Origin of the sequence: Dyadobacter sp. CY261, assembly GCF_021440085.1 — a bacterium.
Taxonomy (GTDB): Bacteria; Bacteroidota; Bacteroidia; order Cytophagales; family Spirosomataceae; genus Dyadobacter.
The window spans coordinates 173,137-188,534 of the sequence record NZ_JAKCPW010000001.1 but is presented as its reverse complement, the minus strand read 5'-3'; the positions used below and the strand labels follow the sequence as shown (position 1 = coordinate 188,534).

General features: G+C 47.6%; 15 protein-coding genes. 6 read left to right on the top strand and 9 right to left on the bottom strand.

Translation table 11 applies throughout. The features are described 5' to 3' along the window. Positions 1 to 37 precede the first annotated feature (37 nt). Positions 38 to 769 carry a class I SAM-dependent methyltransferase gene (locus tag LZD49_RS00810; RefSeq protein ID WP_234665407.1) on the top strand — a complete coding sequence of 244 codons (732 nt, stop codon included), beginning with the start codon at positions 38 to 40 and terminating at the stop codon, positions 767 to 769. A 91-nt stretch (positions 770 to 860) separates the two neighbouring features. On the opposite strand, the gene LZD49_RS00805 is transcribed toward LZD49_RS00810, so the two are convergent. The 5 genes from LZD49_RS00805 to folP form a co-directional block, all read right to left on the bottom strand. Further along, positions 861 to 2,474, bottom strand: a complete 1,614-nt coding sequence (locus LZD49_RS00805) for an ABC-F family ATP-binding cassette domain-containing protein (RefSeq protein ID WP_234665406.1) — start codon at positions 2,472 to 2,474, stop codon at positions 861 to 863. Positions 2,475 to 2,612: 138 nt separating this feature from the next. Beyond that, positions 2,613 to 3,887 (bottom strand): beta-propeller fold lactonase family protein, encoded by a 1,275-nt coding sequence (locus tag LZD49_RS00800; protein ID WP_234665405.1) that lies wholly within the window; start codon positions 3,885 to 3,887, stop codon positions 2,613 to 2,615. Between the two features lie 168 nt (positions 3,888 to 4,055). After that, on the bottom strand, positions 4,056 to 4,319 hold the full coding sequence (gene rpsT, locus LZD49_RS00795; protein ID WP_234665404.1) for a 30S ribosomal protein S20: 264 nt from the start codon (positions 4,317 to 4,319) through the stop codon (positions 4,056 to 4,058). A 102-nt stretch (positions 4,320 to 4,421) separates the two neighbouring features. Continuing rightward, positions 4,422 to 5,225: a diadenylate cyclase CdaA gene (gene cdaA, locus LZD49_RS00790; RefSeq protein ID WP_234665403.1), complete on the bottom strand. Its 804-nt coding sequence runs from the start codon at positions 5,223 to 5,225 to the stop codon at positions 4,422 to 4,424. A gap of 37 nt (positions 5,226 to 5,262) precedes the next feature. Further along, the gene (gene folP / locus LZD49_RS00785; protein WP_234665402.1) at positions 5,263 to 6,114 is read right to left on the bottom strand and encodes a dihydropteroate synthase; all 852 of its coding nucleotides are present in this window, start codon (positions 6,112 to 6,114) and stop codon (positions 5,263 to 5,265) included. An 84-nt stretch (positions 6,115 to 6,198) separates the two neighbouring features. On the opposite strand from folP, the gene LZD49_RS00780 reads away from it, so the two are divergent. Genes LZD49_RS00780 through LZD49_RS00770 form a run of 3 tightly spaced genes read left to right on the top strand, consistent with a single transcriptional unit; the run spans position 6,199 to position 8,402 of the window. Further along, a complete protein-coding gene (locus LZD49_RS00780) occupies positions 6,199 to 6,744 on the top strand; it encodes a DUF1599 domain-containing protein (RefSeq protein ID WP_234666662.1) in 546 nt (181 codons plus the stop codon). Positions 6,745 to 6,783: 39 nt separating this feature from the next. Next, a complete protein-coding gene (locus tag LZD49_RS00775) occupies positions 6,784 to 7,875 on the top strand; it encodes a BT_3928 family protein (protein WP_234665401.1) in 1,092 nt (363 codons plus the stop codon). 23 nt (positions 7,876 to 7,898) lie between these two features. Further along, entirely contained in the window at positions 7,899 to 8,402 is a 504-nt protein-coding gene (locus tag LZD49_RS00770; protein WP_234665400.1) for a shikimate kinase, read from the top strand. A 50-nt stretch (positions 8,403 to 8,452) separates the two neighbouring features. On the opposite strand, the gene LZD49_RS00765 is transcribed toward LZD49_RS00770, so the two are convergent. Both LZD49_RS00765 and LZD49_RS00760 read right to left on the bottom strand, forming a co-directional pair. After that, a complete protein-coding gene (locus LZD49_RS00765; protein WP_234665399.1) occupies positions 8,453 to 10,012 on the bottom strand; it encodes a hypothetical protein in 1,560 nt (519 codons plus the stop codon). A 103-nt stretch (positions 10,013 to 10,115) separates the two neighbouring features. Beyond that, on the bottom strand, positions 10,116 to 11,375 hold the full coding sequence (locus LZD49_RS00760; protein ID WP_234665398.1) for a hypothetical protein: 1,260 nt from the start codon (positions 11,373 to 11,375) through the stop codon (positions 10,116 to 10,118). 189 nt (positions 11,376 to 11,564) lie between these two features. On the opposite strand from LZD49_RS00760, the gene proS reads away from it, so the two are divergent. Continuing rightward, the gene (gene proS, locus LZD49_RS00755) at positions 11,565 to 13,040 is read left to right on the top strand and encodes a proline--tRNA ligase (RefSeq protein WP_234665397.1); all 1,476 of its coding nucleotides are present in this window, start codon (positions 11,565 to 11,567) and stop codon (positions 13,038 to 13,040) included. A gap of 66 nt (positions 13,041 to 13,106) precedes the next feature. Then, the gene (locus LZD49_RS00750; protein WP_234665396.1) at positions 13,107 to 13,535 is read left to right on the top strand and encodes a peptidylprolyl isomerase; all 429 of its coding nucleotides are present in this window, start codon (positions 13,107 to 13,109) and stop codon (positions 13,533 to 13,535) included. 57 nt (positions 13,536 to 13,592) lie between these two features. Here the strand turns inward: LZD49_RS00750 and LZD49_RS00745 are convergent, their stop codons facing one another. Together LZD49_RS00745 and dprA are read right to left on the bottom strand one after the other, a co-directional pair. Next, the gene (locus tag LZD49_RS00745) at positions 13,593 to 14,222 is read right to left on the bottom strand and encodes a helix-turn-helix domain-containing protein (RefSeq protein WP_234665395.1); all 630 of its coding nucleotides are present in this window, start codon (positions 14,220 to 14,222) and stop codon (positions 13,593 to 13,595) included. A 4-nt stretch (positions 14,223 to 14,226) separates the two neighbouring features. Next, positions 14,227 to 15,354, bottom strand: coding sequence for a DNA-processing protein DprA (gene dprA, locus LZD49_RS00740; RefSeq protein WP_234665394.1), 1,128 nt, complete (start codon positions 15,352 to 15,354; stop codon positions 14,227 to 14,229). Between the last annotated feature and the right edge of the window lie 44 nt (positions 15,355 to 15,398).

Here is a 15,398-nt window from a genome sequence, read left to right as displayed (position 1 = left end):
TTTTACTCAATTCGACATAAAATCCGCATTCGGTTACATGCAAATATCCGGCAATATAAAAGACTCATATTCGAGTCAATATGATGAAAAGTCCGTAAAGTGGCGCAACACAGGTGCTCGCTACAAGGCGCTTAACATCGTTGAGCTCTCTAAATCGATCCAGTTCCGCAATGTCCTGGAAGTGGGTGCGGGCGAAGGAAGTATCCTGAACTGGCTGTCCCAATGTAATTTTTGCGAAGACATGAATTGTATTGAAATTTCTGAAAGCGGGATCGAGCTGATCAAGTCGAAAAATATCAAGAATCTGAATGATGTTCTCCTGTTCGACGGATATCAGATCCCTTACCCCGACGATCATTTTGATCTGGTCATTTGCTCACACGTATTAGAGCATGTCGAGTACGAAAGGATATTGTTAAGGGAGATCAAACGCGTGTCGAAATACCAGATTTTTGAAGTGCCGATTGATTTTTCATTTTATGTTGACAGAAAATTGACACATTTCCTTTCGTACGGACATATCAATATCTACACACCGTCGCTGTTCAGGTTTTTGCTGAAATCGGAAAACTTTGAAGTGAAAAAGGATATCAATTATTTATATGATGAGGAGGTGTTAAAGCTGACTTTCGGAAAGAAAAATTCGGCTTACTACATCACGAAAATTAAGCACGCAATACTGGGGATGGTACCGTATTTGCGCGGTATCAAACCGAGTTCTTATGCGGTACTAACCGAGAAAACGAATAAGCAACTTTCCATTTTCTAAGTGTAGGTTTTACGGGATTCCATCCACATTCTAAAAGAACGGCCCCGTCTCAATCTGAAACGGGGCCGTTCTTTTAACGGTATAGTCACTCTTAATACAACTTTTGACGCTGCTGTTTCACGGTCTCGTCGGTCAGGAACTCGTCGTAGCTCATGAGCTTGTCGAGGATCCCTTTCGGCCCGATTTCAATAATGCGGTTCGCAACGGTCTCTACAAACTGGTGATCGTGAGAATAGAATAGCAGGCAGCCTGTGAAATCGATCAGCCCGTTGTTCAATGCCGTAATCGATTCGAGATCAAGGTGGTTGGTCGGATCATCAAGCACCAGTGCATTCGCGCCCGATAGCATTGTACGCGAGAGCATACAACGTACTTTTTCACCTCCGGAGAGAACTTTGGCTTTTTTCAACGACTCTTCGCCGGAGAACAACATACGCCCCAGGAAACCTCGGATAAAGCTCTCGTCTTTTTCTTCGGAATATTGGCGCAGCCAGTCAACCAGGTTGAGGTCCACATCAAAAAACTGGCCTGGATCTTTCGGAAAGTAAGATTTGGTAATCGTAACACCCCAGGTATAGTTTCCCTTATCGGCTTTTTGTACTTCGCTGATAATGTCAAAAAATGAACTGATTGCCAATACATTACGACTCACAAAAGCAACTTTATCACCTTTGTTGATTGTAAAACTTAGGTTTTCAAACAGTTTCGTGCCGTCTTCCGCTGTTTTCGACAGACCTTCTACGCGCAAAAGCTGGTCCCCCACCTCGCGCTCCGATTTGAATGCGATGTAGGGATATTTGCGGGACGATGGCTTGATATCATCCACCGTCAATTTTTCAAGGAGTTTGGCGCGCGAAGTGGCCTGCTTGGATTTGGAAGCATTCGCGCTAAAACGGCGGATGAATTCTTCCAATTCTTTTCGCTTGTCTTCGGATTTCTTATTAGCATCCTGGCGTTGCTTCAATGCCAGCTGGCTCGACTGGTACCAGAACGAATAATTACCCGAGAACATCTGAACCTTGCTGAAATCGATGTCGACCACGTGCGTACATACTTCGTCGAGGAAGTGACGGTCGTGGGAAACTACGATTACCGTATTTTTAAAATCGGCAAGGAAGTTTTCCAACCAGAGCACCGTTTCCACGTCAAGGTTGTTGGTAGGTTCATCGAGGAGCAGCACGTCGGGGTTACCGAATAGTGCCTGCGCCAAAAGTACGCGTACTTTATCGTTCCCGTTGAGATCGCTCATCAGCGTGTGATGCAAATCCTCACCCAGCCCAAGTCCGCTGAGTAGCTGAGCGGCTTCGGTTTCAGCTTCCCAGCCATTCAGATCGGCAAACTCCGCTTCAAGTTCGGCAGCTTTTTCGCCGTCAGCGTCTGTAAATTCTTCTTTCTCATAAATCGCCTCACGCTCCTTCATTATTTTGTAAAGGCGCTCGTGGCCGAGGATCACCGTATCCATGACGGAATAGGCATCAAACTCGAACTGGTCCTGTTTCAGGAACGTCATCCGCTCGCCCGGGTTCATGCTTACATTGCCCGTCTGCGGTTCGATCTCACCTGAAAGAATTTTCAAAAATGTGGATTTCCCGGCTCCGTTAGCGCCGATTACGCCATAGCAGTTACCTGGGACAAACTTTATATTTACTTCATCGAACAATACCCTTTTACCGTATCGCAGCGATACGTTCTGAACCGTAATCATCTGTAAATTGATTATTTATGAATGAGACCGCAAAATTACAAAAATCGGCCTGATTTAGCATCCTTGCGCCAACTAAATGCAAACAAAACAGGCCGGTAGGAAGCCGGCCTGCGTATTAAAAACAGTGGTGTTTATCGATCAGGGGATCACACGCAAAGTATGTGCACCTTTGGCCACGCTCACTTTTGCGCCCTGCTTTTTCAGTGAAGGTGTATCGCCTTTGGTAACCGACCAGAACTCTACGCCTCCATTACCGCTGCCGTATTCGAGGTATTCAAAAACGGAAACCGCCAGATTGGAGCCGTCTTTATCGAAAGCTACGCTTTGCGGGTAAATACCATCGAAGGGATAATCGGCCACCTTGGTCAACGCACCGGTGGCTGCTACTTTATAGAGTGCTAGCGAAGCACCTGTTCCTGCACCTGCTTCCGCCCAGGGTGAGCCGCTTTTACCTGCATTCGCAGTTACGAGCAATGTACCATCAGGGCTTAATGCGAATGAGCCGGTATTAAGGCCTACTGGTGCCTGACCTGCCACCTTATGCTCAACGGCTCCATCCATAGAGAAATCCACCACAAAAACCTCACCTTCTCCCGCGCCTTTGCCCTGTGCACCTTTGGCATCCAGGACCAGGTAATGCTTCCCGTCGGCTGTGAATCGTCCAAAAGACGGATCGACGCCTACTTTCACCGGCTTTCCTACCATCTCCACATTTTTCAGCTTTCCGGCTTCGCGGATCACTTTATACAAGCCTACTTCATTGGAATTATCGAGTGTAAATGCAATGAAATCACCTGACGGGTGCCATGAAATATCGATAATTCGGCTGGTTGTATCCAGTGCCGCAGGCAGGTTCAGGAAACGTGCCGGCTTTCCGTCCGGGCCTGCTTCAATAAATACCAGTTCCTTGCCGGTATCGCCGGTGGATAGGATAAGCTCGTTTTTATTGACGTCGATAGACGTTGGTCTTTTACCCACCGGGAAACCGAACTTCGCTTTCGGTGTCGCAAGGTTGCTGATATCAACAACGAATAGCTTTTCGCCTGCCGGAAATTCTTTTGATAGATCCTTATATTCACCTACCCCATCCTCCGGTCTGATCCGGTTTTCGAGAACAAATGCCAGGCTGCCCGTGGGCGACACGGCCAAAGTTTTGGAAAATCCGAGCGCCGAGTTGGAAACCAGAGCGCTTCCGAGCCCCTTACTACCTCTTTCTACCGGAAATTTAATCGTGGTAAGTTGATCTTTAGATGTGTTGTCTCTTAATAGCTTTCCATCAACCAACGCGGATGCCGATAAGTCGGCGTCAGAAACTACAACCAAGCCACGGGCATTAAAACTGATGGGCGATTGGGCCATCGCAGGGATGCTTCCCAACGCGGCCAAACCAGCAAAAAATGCAACTTTTTTCATAGAAAAGAATTTAAGTTTTAGGTGGTTTAAACAATTTGAGTTTACATCAAAAGGAACCTTGCATGGCAGTAAACGCGTGCAAGGTTCCTTTCAGAATTCGCAATATACAATAAAAAGAAAAACCCCGGCAAGCATTTGCCGGGGTTTCAAGGTCACAGGTAGAAAAAATTACGCTGCAACAGCCAGTCCATTAACGAATTTCGCCAATTTGGACTTCTGGTTGGAAGCTTTTTTCTTGTGAATGATATTTTTCTTTGCCAAACGATCCAACATTGAAGATACAGTTTTGTAAACATCAACAGCTACTGCCTTGTCAGTCGTTTCACGCAATTTCTTAATGTATGAACGTGTAGTTTTGTGCTGGTAACGATTACGCAAACGCTTAGTTTCGTTAGCGCGGATTCTTTTTAAAGCTGATTTATGATTTGCCATTGGTAATGAATATTTTTCTATTTCTCATTTCAGTCTGCAAAAATAGAGATTGCTTCTCAAAGCGCCAAATTTCCTTTCAAAATATATTTGCTGTTAATAAACTTATTTAGGCATTCGCTGTACATCCGACGCCAGATACTCTTCGATCCGCGATTCCAGTTCATTGTACGGGATATTACTATGCAGTTCCCCTTCGACCGCCAGCGATATCTTGCCGGTCTGCTCCGAAATAACGATCACAATCGCATCCGTCGCCTCGCTCATTCCCATGGCTGCACGGTGGCGGAAACCCAGCGATGAAGGCACATCCACACCATCTGCAACCGGTAATACGCAACGCGCCGCTTTCAGAACGCCGTCCACAATGACCACCGCGCCGTCGTGCAGCTCGCTGTATTGGTTGAACAATGATACCAGAAGCGGCTTCGATACGCGGGCATCGAGCATCTCGCCGGTTTCGACATATTTGCCCAAATCATCCCGTTTGTTGAGCACGATCAAAGCTCCTGTAAAATTAGCCGCGATCGTCTTGCTGGCGTCGATGACCTCTCTCAGGTTCTTCACCTTGAAATCCATCATCGAGTTGCCCATAAACTTTTTAAGAAAACTATTATTGGTATAGATGGTCGATTTGCCGATAATGAGCAGAAAGCGCCGGATCTCCTGCTGGAAGATCACGATTAATGCCACGGCACCGACACCCATAAAATATTGCAGGATGGCTGTCAGCAACCCCAAACCGAGCCCTTTAACTACCAGATAAAAGACGTAAACAAATAAATACCCTAAAAAAACCCTGCTTGCAATACTTCCCCGAACAAGGGTATATACCTGATAAAGAAGAACGGACACTAAAAAAACATCCAGGATATCAGCCCAATTGATGTTCAGAAAACCCACACGCATAAGAAAGGTGATATTTTTGAGCGACTAAATTACTATTTTAATTTGGATAGTTACCGGCCGCCATCCAGAGTTTTACCGCTTCTACGGCCGGTTTTACATCATGCACACGCAAGATCGAAGCGCCGCGTTCCAGGGCCAGGGTATTGAGCACTGTTGTGCCGTTTAAAGCTTCCTCGGGCGAAATATCCAACGTTTTATGGATCGTCGTCTTTCTTGAAATACCCACAAGCACCGGATAACCGAGTAACTTGAACTGCGCCAGCTCACGCATCAATTCGAAATTCTGCACGATGGTTTTTGCAAAACCAAAACCGGGATCGATGATCAGGTCCGCCACGCCTTTACTTTGGAGCACCATCACTTTTCCCCTCAAATCGCGAAGGATGTCAGGCACCAGCCGTTCATAAGTCGTAAGCTGGTTCATGGTCCGGGGCGTTCCGCGCATGTGCATTAATATGTATGGAACACGCAACCGGGCGACCGTGTCAAACATTGCGTCGTCGAGTGTCCCGCCGGCCACATCGTTGACGATATGTCCGCCCTTGCAGATGCCCCGTTCTGCCACTTCGGCCCGAAAGGTATCAACAGAAATGATGAGCTCGGGAAAATATTTAGCTAATGGCTCCACCGCCGACTCTATCCTGTCGCCTTCCTCCTCAGCACTCACCTCTTGTGCTCCCGGGCGCGTAGAATACCCGCCGATATCGATCATAACCGCCCCTTCCGACAGCATTTGGCCTGCCTTTTCGATGATCTGATCCACCGAAGAGACCCGGCTGCCGGAGTAAAACGAGTCTGGTGTAATATTGAGAATACCCATTACCACAGGGGTCGACAGATCGAGCAACCGGCCCCTGACATTGAGCGTTTTTTTACTAACTTGCAACATAAATTCTTTTCAAAAACAGGCAATGGAATGAATATCAAAGCATTCTCTTCCTACCGTCTGAAAGTCTCTAACTCATTTGAAACAGTGAAATCCACAGAATCGGAATATCAGGAAATCATTCAGTATTGCCAAGATCTTTTCACAAAAAAAAACAAGGACTACGGTACTTCCTGGCGCATCCTTCGGCTTCCGTCGATTACCGATCAGATCTTCATCAAAGCCCAACGTATCCGTACCATCCAGGACAAAGGCGTGCAAAAAGTAAATGAGGATGTATCTTCCGAGTTCATCGGGATTATCAACTATTGCGTCATGGCGCTGATCCAGATCGAGGCTGTCGAAGGCAGGCTGTCGATCGACGATTCTGCGTTAACAATTCTTTACAATAATCAGGTGAACGAAGTGAAGGAATTGTTGTTTAATAAAAACCATGACTATGGCGAGGCGTGGCGCGATATGCGTGTGAGCTCCATGACCGACATCATTCTCATGAAACTGCTAAGGATCAAGCAAATTGAAGACAATCAGGGACTTACACTTGTTTCAGAGGGTGTAAAAGCCGGATACCAAGATATTATCAACTATTCGGTGTTCTGCCTGATCAAATCGAATGCCTTACAGACCAACTAGAAAAACACCCCAAACCGTCGCGTCAATCCCCTGTTTGCAATGAAAATCTTTGCCCAGATCTCACGAGTTGTAGTAGGACTACTCTTCATTTTCTCCGGAATCATTAAACTGAACGACCCTATCGGGACGCAGTACAAACTGGAAGAATACTTCGAGGTTTTCGCGACTGACCTTCCCGCGTTGCATGATTTCTTTATGGCACTCGTGCCGCTGGCGCTTTATTTTTCGGTATTTCTTTGCACGGCCGAGGTCGTGCTCGGGGTCGCATTGTTGGTGGCCTATAAACCCAAAACCATTTCCTGGCTTTTGCTGGTGATCATTGTCTTTTTTACATTCCTTACATTCTATTCTGCTTATTTCAATAGGGTAACCGACTGCGGCTGTTTCGGTGCGGCGATCAAGCTTACGCCCTGGACCTCGTTTGGCAAAGATATTTTCTTGCTGATATTAATACTGGTGATCGTATATTACCGAAAGCGGTTCAAATCCTACCCTACCGGCATTATCGTGGTTATTTCAACGCTCATATCGCTGGGGATAGCCGTTTATTCGCTGCGTCACCTCCCCATCATGGATTTGCTGCCCTACCGGGTCGGCGCGAGCATTCCGGCGCAGATGAAACCTTTGGAGCCGTTGCGGTATCAGTATATTTTTGACAAAGACGGAAAAACGGTGAAATATGAGCAGTACCCAAGCGATACCATGCTCAAATTCAAAGAAATGGTTATCCTGAATGAAGATGCAAAACCCAAAATCACTGACTACAAGGTTTGGAATGATGCCGGGGATTTTACAGAGGGCACATTTCAGGGTAAAAAGCTTTTTCTGATTATTAAAAGTCTGACGGACATTAACACCGCCGCATTGCCTGACATTAACAAACTGATCAATGCGGTTAAGAGCCAGGGTGTCGAACCGATTATCCTGACTTCTGGCAACTCCGCAGATATCGAGAATTTCCTTTTGCAACACCAACTGACCGCCCCTTACTATTATGTAGATGCGACGGTATTAAAGACCATATCGAGATCGAACCCCGGTCTGTGGCTTTTGAAAGACGGCATTGTAAAAGGCAAGTGGCATTATAACGACACTCCGACAGCGCAAGAAGTGGTGGCGCTCGCCAAATAATGTGATCCGATTTTGAAGATTTGATGAAAAATATTATCCTCGTCGGAATGATGTCTTCCGGCAAAACGACGCTGGGCAAAAAGCTTGCTCGCGCTCTGAATTACCAGTTTGTTGACCTCGATAAGCTGATCGAAAAAGACCAGGGCATGGAAATTTCCGCAATTTTCGTACAACACGGAGAGGCTTATTTCCGGGAAGTTGAAAGCCGGATTTTAAAAGAAACAGCGCTCCAAAAAGGCATTGTACTTGCTTCCGGAGGCGGAACCCCCTGTTTCTTCGATAATATGGATATCATCAGGCATATGGGTATCAGCATTTTCCTGGACGTCCCGGCCGCAGACCTGGCCCGGCGGATCGAGAACCACGGAAAGGACGACCGCCCCATTCTTTCCGGTACCACCTCGCTCGTAGACACCCTGCAAAGCCGCATTACCGACCGACTTCCGTTCTACACACAAGCTGATTTGACGTTAAAGGGAGAGATAGACGTCAGACATTTACTTGAAGTGATCTCACCTTTGTTATAACACAAAAACCTGCGAATGGCAGGTTTTTGTGTTTATGATTTCCATTGCAATCAAAAGAAAACCCCCGCAGTGGCCATGACATTTATCGGCTTATTGGTGATTTCAGCCGACGCATAGTTGGCAGGATTATTCAGGTAATACGGCGTATATGCCGATTTGTAACTGGTGAATGTCCCTGTAAGATCGAGAAAAAAGCGGCTTGTCCGAACACCTGCGCCGGCAGAAAGCGACAACTTGCTGCGATCGACGCCATCTGTGCGGTTCAAATAAGGATCGGAGATATAGGCACCGCCGACTCTTGCACGAAAAATATTGGCTCTGATTTCACCGCCCAACCGAAAGTTGACCGTATTCCTGAATGTGTCAGTGACTTCGGCCTTCGTATCGTCCTTAAAAGCCTGGTTATCGGCACTGGTAAGATAGCTGGTTCTGGCACGCATTCCGCTGTAACCTACATATTCCACCGTCGCTGTTACAAAACCTCTGTTCTGAAAAAGCACCGTTGCCCCCAAGTTGCCACGCAAGGGGCCGATCAAGCTGTATTCAAAGTCATTGGGAGCAATACGCAGCGATGTATATGGCGGCGTGACAAGGTTGCCATCCGGACCGGTTACTTTCCCGTCGACATATCCAGCCGCCACACTCTGGCTAAATGTTTCTTTAATGGCACTAAAGGTAGGACTAATGACCGTTCCACCGATTTGGAACATTTGATTCAATTTGTAGATGGCACCGAGCGAGAAATTGAATCCAGTCCCACGGACGGTAAAATCTTCAAACTGATCGATGTAGGTCAGCTCAGGACTATCTATATAGTCATCACTGAAAGTGGAAGAATAATCATACCTGATCCTGCTAAAACCGGCATTACCACCGAGGTAAAACTTGTCGTTCAAATTACCGGCATAGGCGAATGTCCATTGCGAGACGGCACCTTTGGAAGTATATGTTCCCGTTTGATCTACAACGCTGTTTGCATCGATGGCCCGGTAGGGCGGCCCATCTTCTGTCGTAGGGTTGATCAGGTACATTTGATAATAGGCCACTGGCAATGAGGCGGCAATAGGGCCTCCCGCCGCTCCGCTGTCGAAACCGTCTTCAAGTTCCTTTACGGTATAACGAGGATTTGCATTGTTAACATTCTCCAGCACATTATCAATGTAAGCGCTGTTGTTGTTACGCCCTCCGTACGTGTAACCGTTTTGAAACGATTGCTGACGGGAAAATGAAACACCAAAAGCAGACCGTTTCCATTTCCGCTGAAAGCCTGGCTGACTGGCAAATACTACGGAAGCTTGCGGGATGTTGAGCAGGCTATTGCTTTCCTTGGTGGAATTGCCAAGATAATTGGTTTTAGTACCCGCAATCGTCACGGCGGGACTGAGTGTAAACTCCGAGCGGGTATAAAAACCCAAACCTGCGGGGTTACCATGAATAGAGCTGGCGTCACCGCCTATGGAAGCGTGGTTTCCTCCCAGCGCCTGAAAACGTGCAGAGCCGGTCTGGTTGATTTCGGAATACCGCAGCGCATCGGTAGCATATTGCGCAAATGCCGCTGATGAAGTGAGTAGCGAGAAAAGGAGCGCAATTCCGGAGTAAGGTTTCGACATGGCAGTTAAGACTTATTTCAATACAATTTAAACGAAAACCCTGCAAAATTATGACATCTTGCAGGGTTCGACATGACTATCTCTTTTTCAGGACAATCGTGAATTATCTTGGACCTCTTGAAGAACGGCTTGAACTTCCACCGCCTCCGCCGCTGGACGGAGCGCTGTAACTTCTCGAAGGAGCGCTGTATGACGGTGTGCTAGGTGCACTGTAAGTACGCTGTGGTGCGCTATAAGATTCACTTCTTGGTGTTGAATAGCTTCTGGTTGGCGCGCTGTAATCAGACTGGCTTCTCGAAGGAACGCTGTATGAAGGCGATCCGGATGAACCTCTCGATGAGCGAGGCGATGAATAAGATGCGCCGTTGCTATTACCATTTTCAGATGAGTAGCTACCCGAACTTGAAGAGCGCGGACGTGAATAGTAGGTATTTCCGCCATCCACTACGCCCCGCGAGCCGTATGATTCTCCATTGGTTCTTCCACCTGCCGAAGTTGCATTACCACGCCCCGAACCTCTGGTTGATCTTGGTGAAGAATAAGTATCACCTGAAATCACCCGATTTCCGTCACGGCTTCCTCTTGTGCTGCCCGCCGACCGATCACGGGACGAGTTTACAAAATTGGAATTATAACGCTCGTTGTTTCGGGTCCTGCTGGCATCCACCACACGTGGGCCGTAAGTCCTCGAAATACCTCTTTCAGGGTTATTGATTACGATCACCGGACGGCTATAAGCCCATGGCGAATATCCGTATCCGTAACCGCCGAAACCATCATAGTAGCCACCATAACCACCGTAGCCACCGCCCCATCCGTACATGCTGTTATAACCCCATGGGCTGTAACCGAATGGATCATATCCGTAACCCAGCATGCTGCCATAGCCCCATGGTGAATAACCCAACATTGATCCGTAACCAAATCCAAAAGAAGGACGCATTCTGAAACCGCCGTAACCAAAGTTGAGCGACAGGCCAGCGTAGCTTCCGGGCCAGAAAGAACCCAAACCTCCGTAATATGGATTGTTCAGGCTGGCAGAATTATAACCATCGACAAAGCCGGCGTTGTAGCCTACATCAGTCGATACCTGACGTTTTACACTTCTGGACGAAACGTAGTTTTCGTCGTAATAATCGGCTGTGCCGTTTTCCGGATAATTGCCTGTATAAGCGTAATCCGGGTTATCGAGGCGGGATACTTCCTGATCTGCACCGCGGTCAGCCAGTACGAGGCCCCCGCCAGAGCTTCCTCCGTAGAGATCATCGTTTCCGTCACCTGAGCGTGATGCATATTGATTTGAAGTACATCCCCAAGCTCCCAACAGCACCAGCAAAGACAAATATTTTGCTTTATTGAACATACTCATGGCTTTTAAGGATTAAAAGTTTGTTGCTAATATAGGTAAAAAATGTATACCCGATATGAAGTAAACGACCGTAACTATACATTAATTCCAAAGTTAACATAAAAAACTATCTTTGCAACTCCCTTGAAAAACAGGTCTGAATTACCGTAATACTCCATTTCAATTCCAAAATAATACAAAGTAATGAGTAAAGCCTTGCCGACACGAAGTGAAAACTACTCCGAATGGTATAATGAATTAGTGAAACGCGCCGACCTGGCCGAAAACTCGGCGGTGAGAGGCTGTATGGTGATCAAGCCCTACGGGTATTCGATCTGGGAAAAAATGCAACGTGCACTCGATGACATGTTCAAGGAAACAGGCCATACCAATGCCTACTTCCCGCTTTTCATACCGAAATCGTATCTGAGCAAGGAGGCCTCACACGTGGAAGGTTTTGCCAAGGAATGTGCGGTAGTGACGCATTACCGCCTCAAAAATGATCCCGACGGCAAAGGTGTGATCGTGGACCCGGATGCTAAACTGGAAGAGGAGCTGATCGTTCGTCCTACATCGGAAACCGTGATTTGGAGCACATATAAGAACTGGATCCAGTCGTATCGCGACTTGCCTTTACTCATTAACCAATGGGCTAATGTCGTACGTTGGGAAATGCGTACACGCTTGTTTCTTCGCACCACGGAGTTTCTATGGCAGGAAGGCCACACCGCACACGCCACCGCCCAGGAGGCAATTGCAGAAACAAAGCAAATGCTGGAAGTGTACGCCCAATTTGCCGAGGAATGGATGGCCGTGCCTGTGATTAAAGGCTATAAGACAGCTAATGAGCGTTTTGCCGGGGCCGAAGACACCTATTGTATCGAAGCAATGATGCAGGACGGGAAGGCGCTTCAGGCAGGAACCTCCCATTTCCTGGGCCAGAACTTCGCGAATGCTTTCGATGTGAAGTTTCAGGATAAGGAAGGCAAGTTGGACTACGTCTGGGGAACCTCCTGGGGCGTCAGTACACGTTTGATGGGCGCGCTGATCATGGCACATTCCGATGACGCCGGTCTGGTACTACCTCCGAAGTTGGCGCCGATCCAGGTCGTGATCGTGCCCATTTACCGCAGTGAAGAGCAGCTTGAGCAGATCTCCGAAAAAGTGGCAGAAATCACGAAAAGTCTTAAAAAGCTGGGCATTAGTGTAAAATATGACAGCAGCGATAACACCAAACCAGGTTTCAAATTTGCAGAATATGAGCTGAAAGGCGTTCCTGTAAGACTTGCAATGGGTGGCCGCGATTTGGAAAATGGAACTGTGGAAGTTGCTCGTCGCGATACGAGGACCAAGGAAACTGTTTCGACGGATGGCATTGCTGAATACATTCAGAATCTTTTGGAAGACATTCAGCAATCGATCTACAATAAAGCGTTAACACTCCGCGACGAGAATACTTACAAGGTGGATTCATTCGAAGAGTTCAACAACATTCTGGACACCAAAGGCGGGTTTATCCTTGCGCATTGGGATGGTACTTCCGAAACCGAAGAGAAGATCAAGGAAGAAACCAAGGCAACGATCCGCTGCATCCCTCTGAACCAGGAGGCGGAAGAGGGCGTTTGCATTTACTCGGGCAAACCATCCAAAGGCCGTGTCGTTTTTGCGCGGGCATATTAATTTTTATTTCCATACATTCCCGAATAGCTTCGGGAATGCTTTTTCCAACCATCTAAATACAGAACTATGAGTCAAGCAAAGGCTGGTGACAAAGTGCAGGTACATTACAAGGGAACCCTCCCGGACGGACAACTTTTTGATTCCTCCGAGGGACGTGAGCCTTTGAGCTTCACTTTGGGCAGCGGACAGGTAATCAAAGGATTTGATGATGGCGTGACCGGCATGGTGATCGGTGACAAAAAAACCATCAATATCCCGAATGCAGAGGCATACGGCCCGGTGAATGAAGAAATGATCATTCAATTTGAGCGTGAGCAAATCCCTGCCGACATTCCTTTGGAAGTAGGCGGCACATTGAATATGCATCAGGACGGCGGCCAGGTAATCCCGGTTGTTGTGAGAGAGATTACCGACGCTTACGTGGTATTGGACGCAAACCATCCGTTGGCAGGTCAGGACCTTATATTTGAACTGGAACTGATAGGCATTAACTAATATTCCATAAGTTCTTATGAGCGGCTGGCGACCAGGACTCCTGATGCCAGCCGTTTTTTATTCGGTCCATTTAAGGCTGAAACTTTCGGGTTTGCCTTTTGATATTTTAAGTAAAATCTGCCGTGCCGCAAGATCCTGCAACATCCTTTCCGCTCTTTTTTCGGAAATGTTGATGATCTTCGAAAACACCTTAGCCGTTACCGAATCGGTTTCTTTAAGGTGGGTGATCAATGTTTTGACATGACGCGTCCCTAGTAACTTCTCTGTTTCGGCATCGGCACCATTATAAAGTAATAACCTCGGGATAGGCATGCTTTTGTCCTTGACGCGGATGTAAATGATCCGTTCGCCTTTTTCGTTCAATGCATGGTGCGGCTTGTCTTCGCTTTCACCGACGGTAACCCACAAAATCAGTTTACCATCCAGGTTTTCCGACTTGATCTGAACCGTAAGCTCCGGTTCGATAAGCTTCACCAATGCCTTTTCGAGCTTTTGAAGCTCCCTCAGTTCCGATTGCACGCCCAGAATGCCACTGTTGTCGGCCACGCCTATGAGCAGGTTCCCGCCCGACGTATTGGCAAAAGAAACAATCGTTTTGGCGATTTTGAATGGGCTGTCCACTGTCCTTTTGAATTCGATAGTAAGCCCCTCCCCTTCCTTAATTAATTGAATGATACTTTTATTCATGCATTTAAATCAACCCATATTTCTTACCGGGCATCGACCGCACCATTCCTTGAAATTCCAGGTTCAGCAACAGCGTCGCCAGCCGGTTCAAGTGAATACCCGATTGCCAGGCCAACTCGTCAATTTGCATCGCGCCCCGCTGTTTCAGCAGTGAGAGCACCTGCCCTTCATCCTGCGTAAAACCTTCGAAGGACATCGGTAATGGCTCAGTGTCGATGCTCTGGCCAATCTCCGGTGCTCCTGCTGCCCAGCCCATGGCATCGGCCATGTCAGCTACCGACGTGAAGATCGCCGCCTTGTTGTCACGGATCAGAAAGTTACAACCCTCCGATTGGGAATCTGTAATGGCTCCCGGCACGGCGAAAACTTCACGGTGATAGTTCTGGGCAAATTCCACGGTAATCAAACTCCCGCCGGTGCGTCCCGACTCCACCACAATGGTAACATCGCTAAGGCCGGCAATAATTCGGTTTCTCGCCGGAAATCTCATAAAATCGGGCTTAGTGCCCCACGCATTTTCGGTGACGATCCCGCCGTTGTCCTGCATTTCGAGGGCGGTGCGCTGATGTACAGCTGGATAGATCACATCGAGCCCGCTGGCCATAACTCCCAGTGTGGCGAGGTTGTTGCGTAAGCAATGCCTGTGGGCAGTGATATCCACACCATAAGCCAGCCCGCTCACTACGAGCGGCTGGTAAGGCACCAGCTCACGGATAATTTGTTCGGTAACCGCCTTCCCATATTCGCTGATTTTCCGAGTGCCAACAATGCCTACGGTTCGCGGCCAGTTGAAATCGGTATTGCCTTGGGCATATAATGCAACGGGCGCATCATAAAGCGGGCGAAGCCGGGCGGGATAGTCCTGATCAGTGAAGAAAAGTAGCTTAGAATCCGTCTTCCGACAGTTGACAAGTTCTTTTTCAGCAAGTTCCAGCGTATTTTTCCCTAAAATTGCCTTCACGATCTTATCTCCGATGCCAGGGATCTTGATTAGTTTTTTATAGTCCGCCTGAAAGACCTTAGTAGCGCTGCCACAATAGCTGACGAGCTGCCGGATGGTTACCGCCCCTATGCCGGGCGTATGCATGAGGGCGAGAATGCAGATTTTCTCCGCTTCGGAAATGGGTTGCATGATATAGTGTGCTGGTTGAGTTGAAAATTATCTATAAACGCTGG

Bases quoted from the DNA above. Each gene is read 5' to 3' on its own strand.
- LZD49_RS00810 (WP_234665407.1), top strand. From the start codon at position 38: ATGCAAATATCCGGCAATATAAAAGACTCATATTCGAGTCAATATGAT.
- LZD49_RS00805 (WP_234665406.1), bottom strand. From the start codon at position 2,474: ATGATTACGGTTCAGAACGTATCGCTGCGATACGGTAAAAGGGTATTG.
- LZD49_RS00800 (WP_234665405.1), bottom strand. From the start codon at position 3,887: ATGAAAAAAGTTGCATTTTTTGCTGGTTTGGCCGCGTTGGGAAGCATC.
- rpsT (WP_234665404.1), bottom strand. From the start codon at position 4,319: ATGGCAAATCATAAATCAGCTTTAAAAAGAATCCGCGCTAACGAAACT.
- cdaA (WP_234665403.1), bottom strand. From the start codon at position 5,225: ATGCGTGTGGGTTTTCTGAACATCAATTGGGCTGATATCCTGGATGTT.
- folP (WP_234665402.1), bottom strand. From the start codon at position 6,114: ATGTTGCAAGTTAGTAAAAAAACGCTCAATGTCAGGGGCCGGTTGCTC.
- LZD49_RS00775 (WP_234665401.1), top strand. From the start codon at position 6,784: ATGAAAATCTTTGCCCAGATCTCACGAGTTGTAGTAGGACTACTCTTC.
- LZD49_RS00770 (WP_234665400.1), top strand. From the start codon at position 7,899: ATGAAAAATATTATCCTCGTCGGAATGATGTCTTCCGGCAAAACGACG.
- LZD49_RS00765 (WP_234665399.1), bottom strand. From the start codon at position 10,012: ATGTCGAAACCTTACTCCGGAATTGCGCTCCTTTTCTCGCTACTCACT.
- LZD49_RS00760 (WP_234665398.1), bottom strand. From the start codon at position 11,375: ATGTTCAATAAAGCAAAATATTTGTCTTTGCTGGTGCTGTTGGGAGCT.
- proS (WP_234665397.1), top strand. From the start codon at position 11,565: ATGAGTAAAGCCTTGCCGACACGAAGTGAAAACTACTCCGAATGGTAT.
- LZD49_RS00750 (WP_234665396.1), top strand. From the start codon at position 13,107: ATGAGTCAAGCAAAGGCTGGTGACAAAGTGCAGGTACATTACAAGGGA.
- LZD49_RS00745 (WP_234665395.1), bottom strand. From the start codon at position 14,222: ATGAATAAAAGTATCATTCAATTAATTAAGGAAGGGGAGGGGCTTACT.
- dprA (WP_234665394.1), bottom strand. From the start codon at position 15,354: ATGCAACCCATTTCCGAAGCGGAGAAAATCTGCATTCTCGCCCTCATG.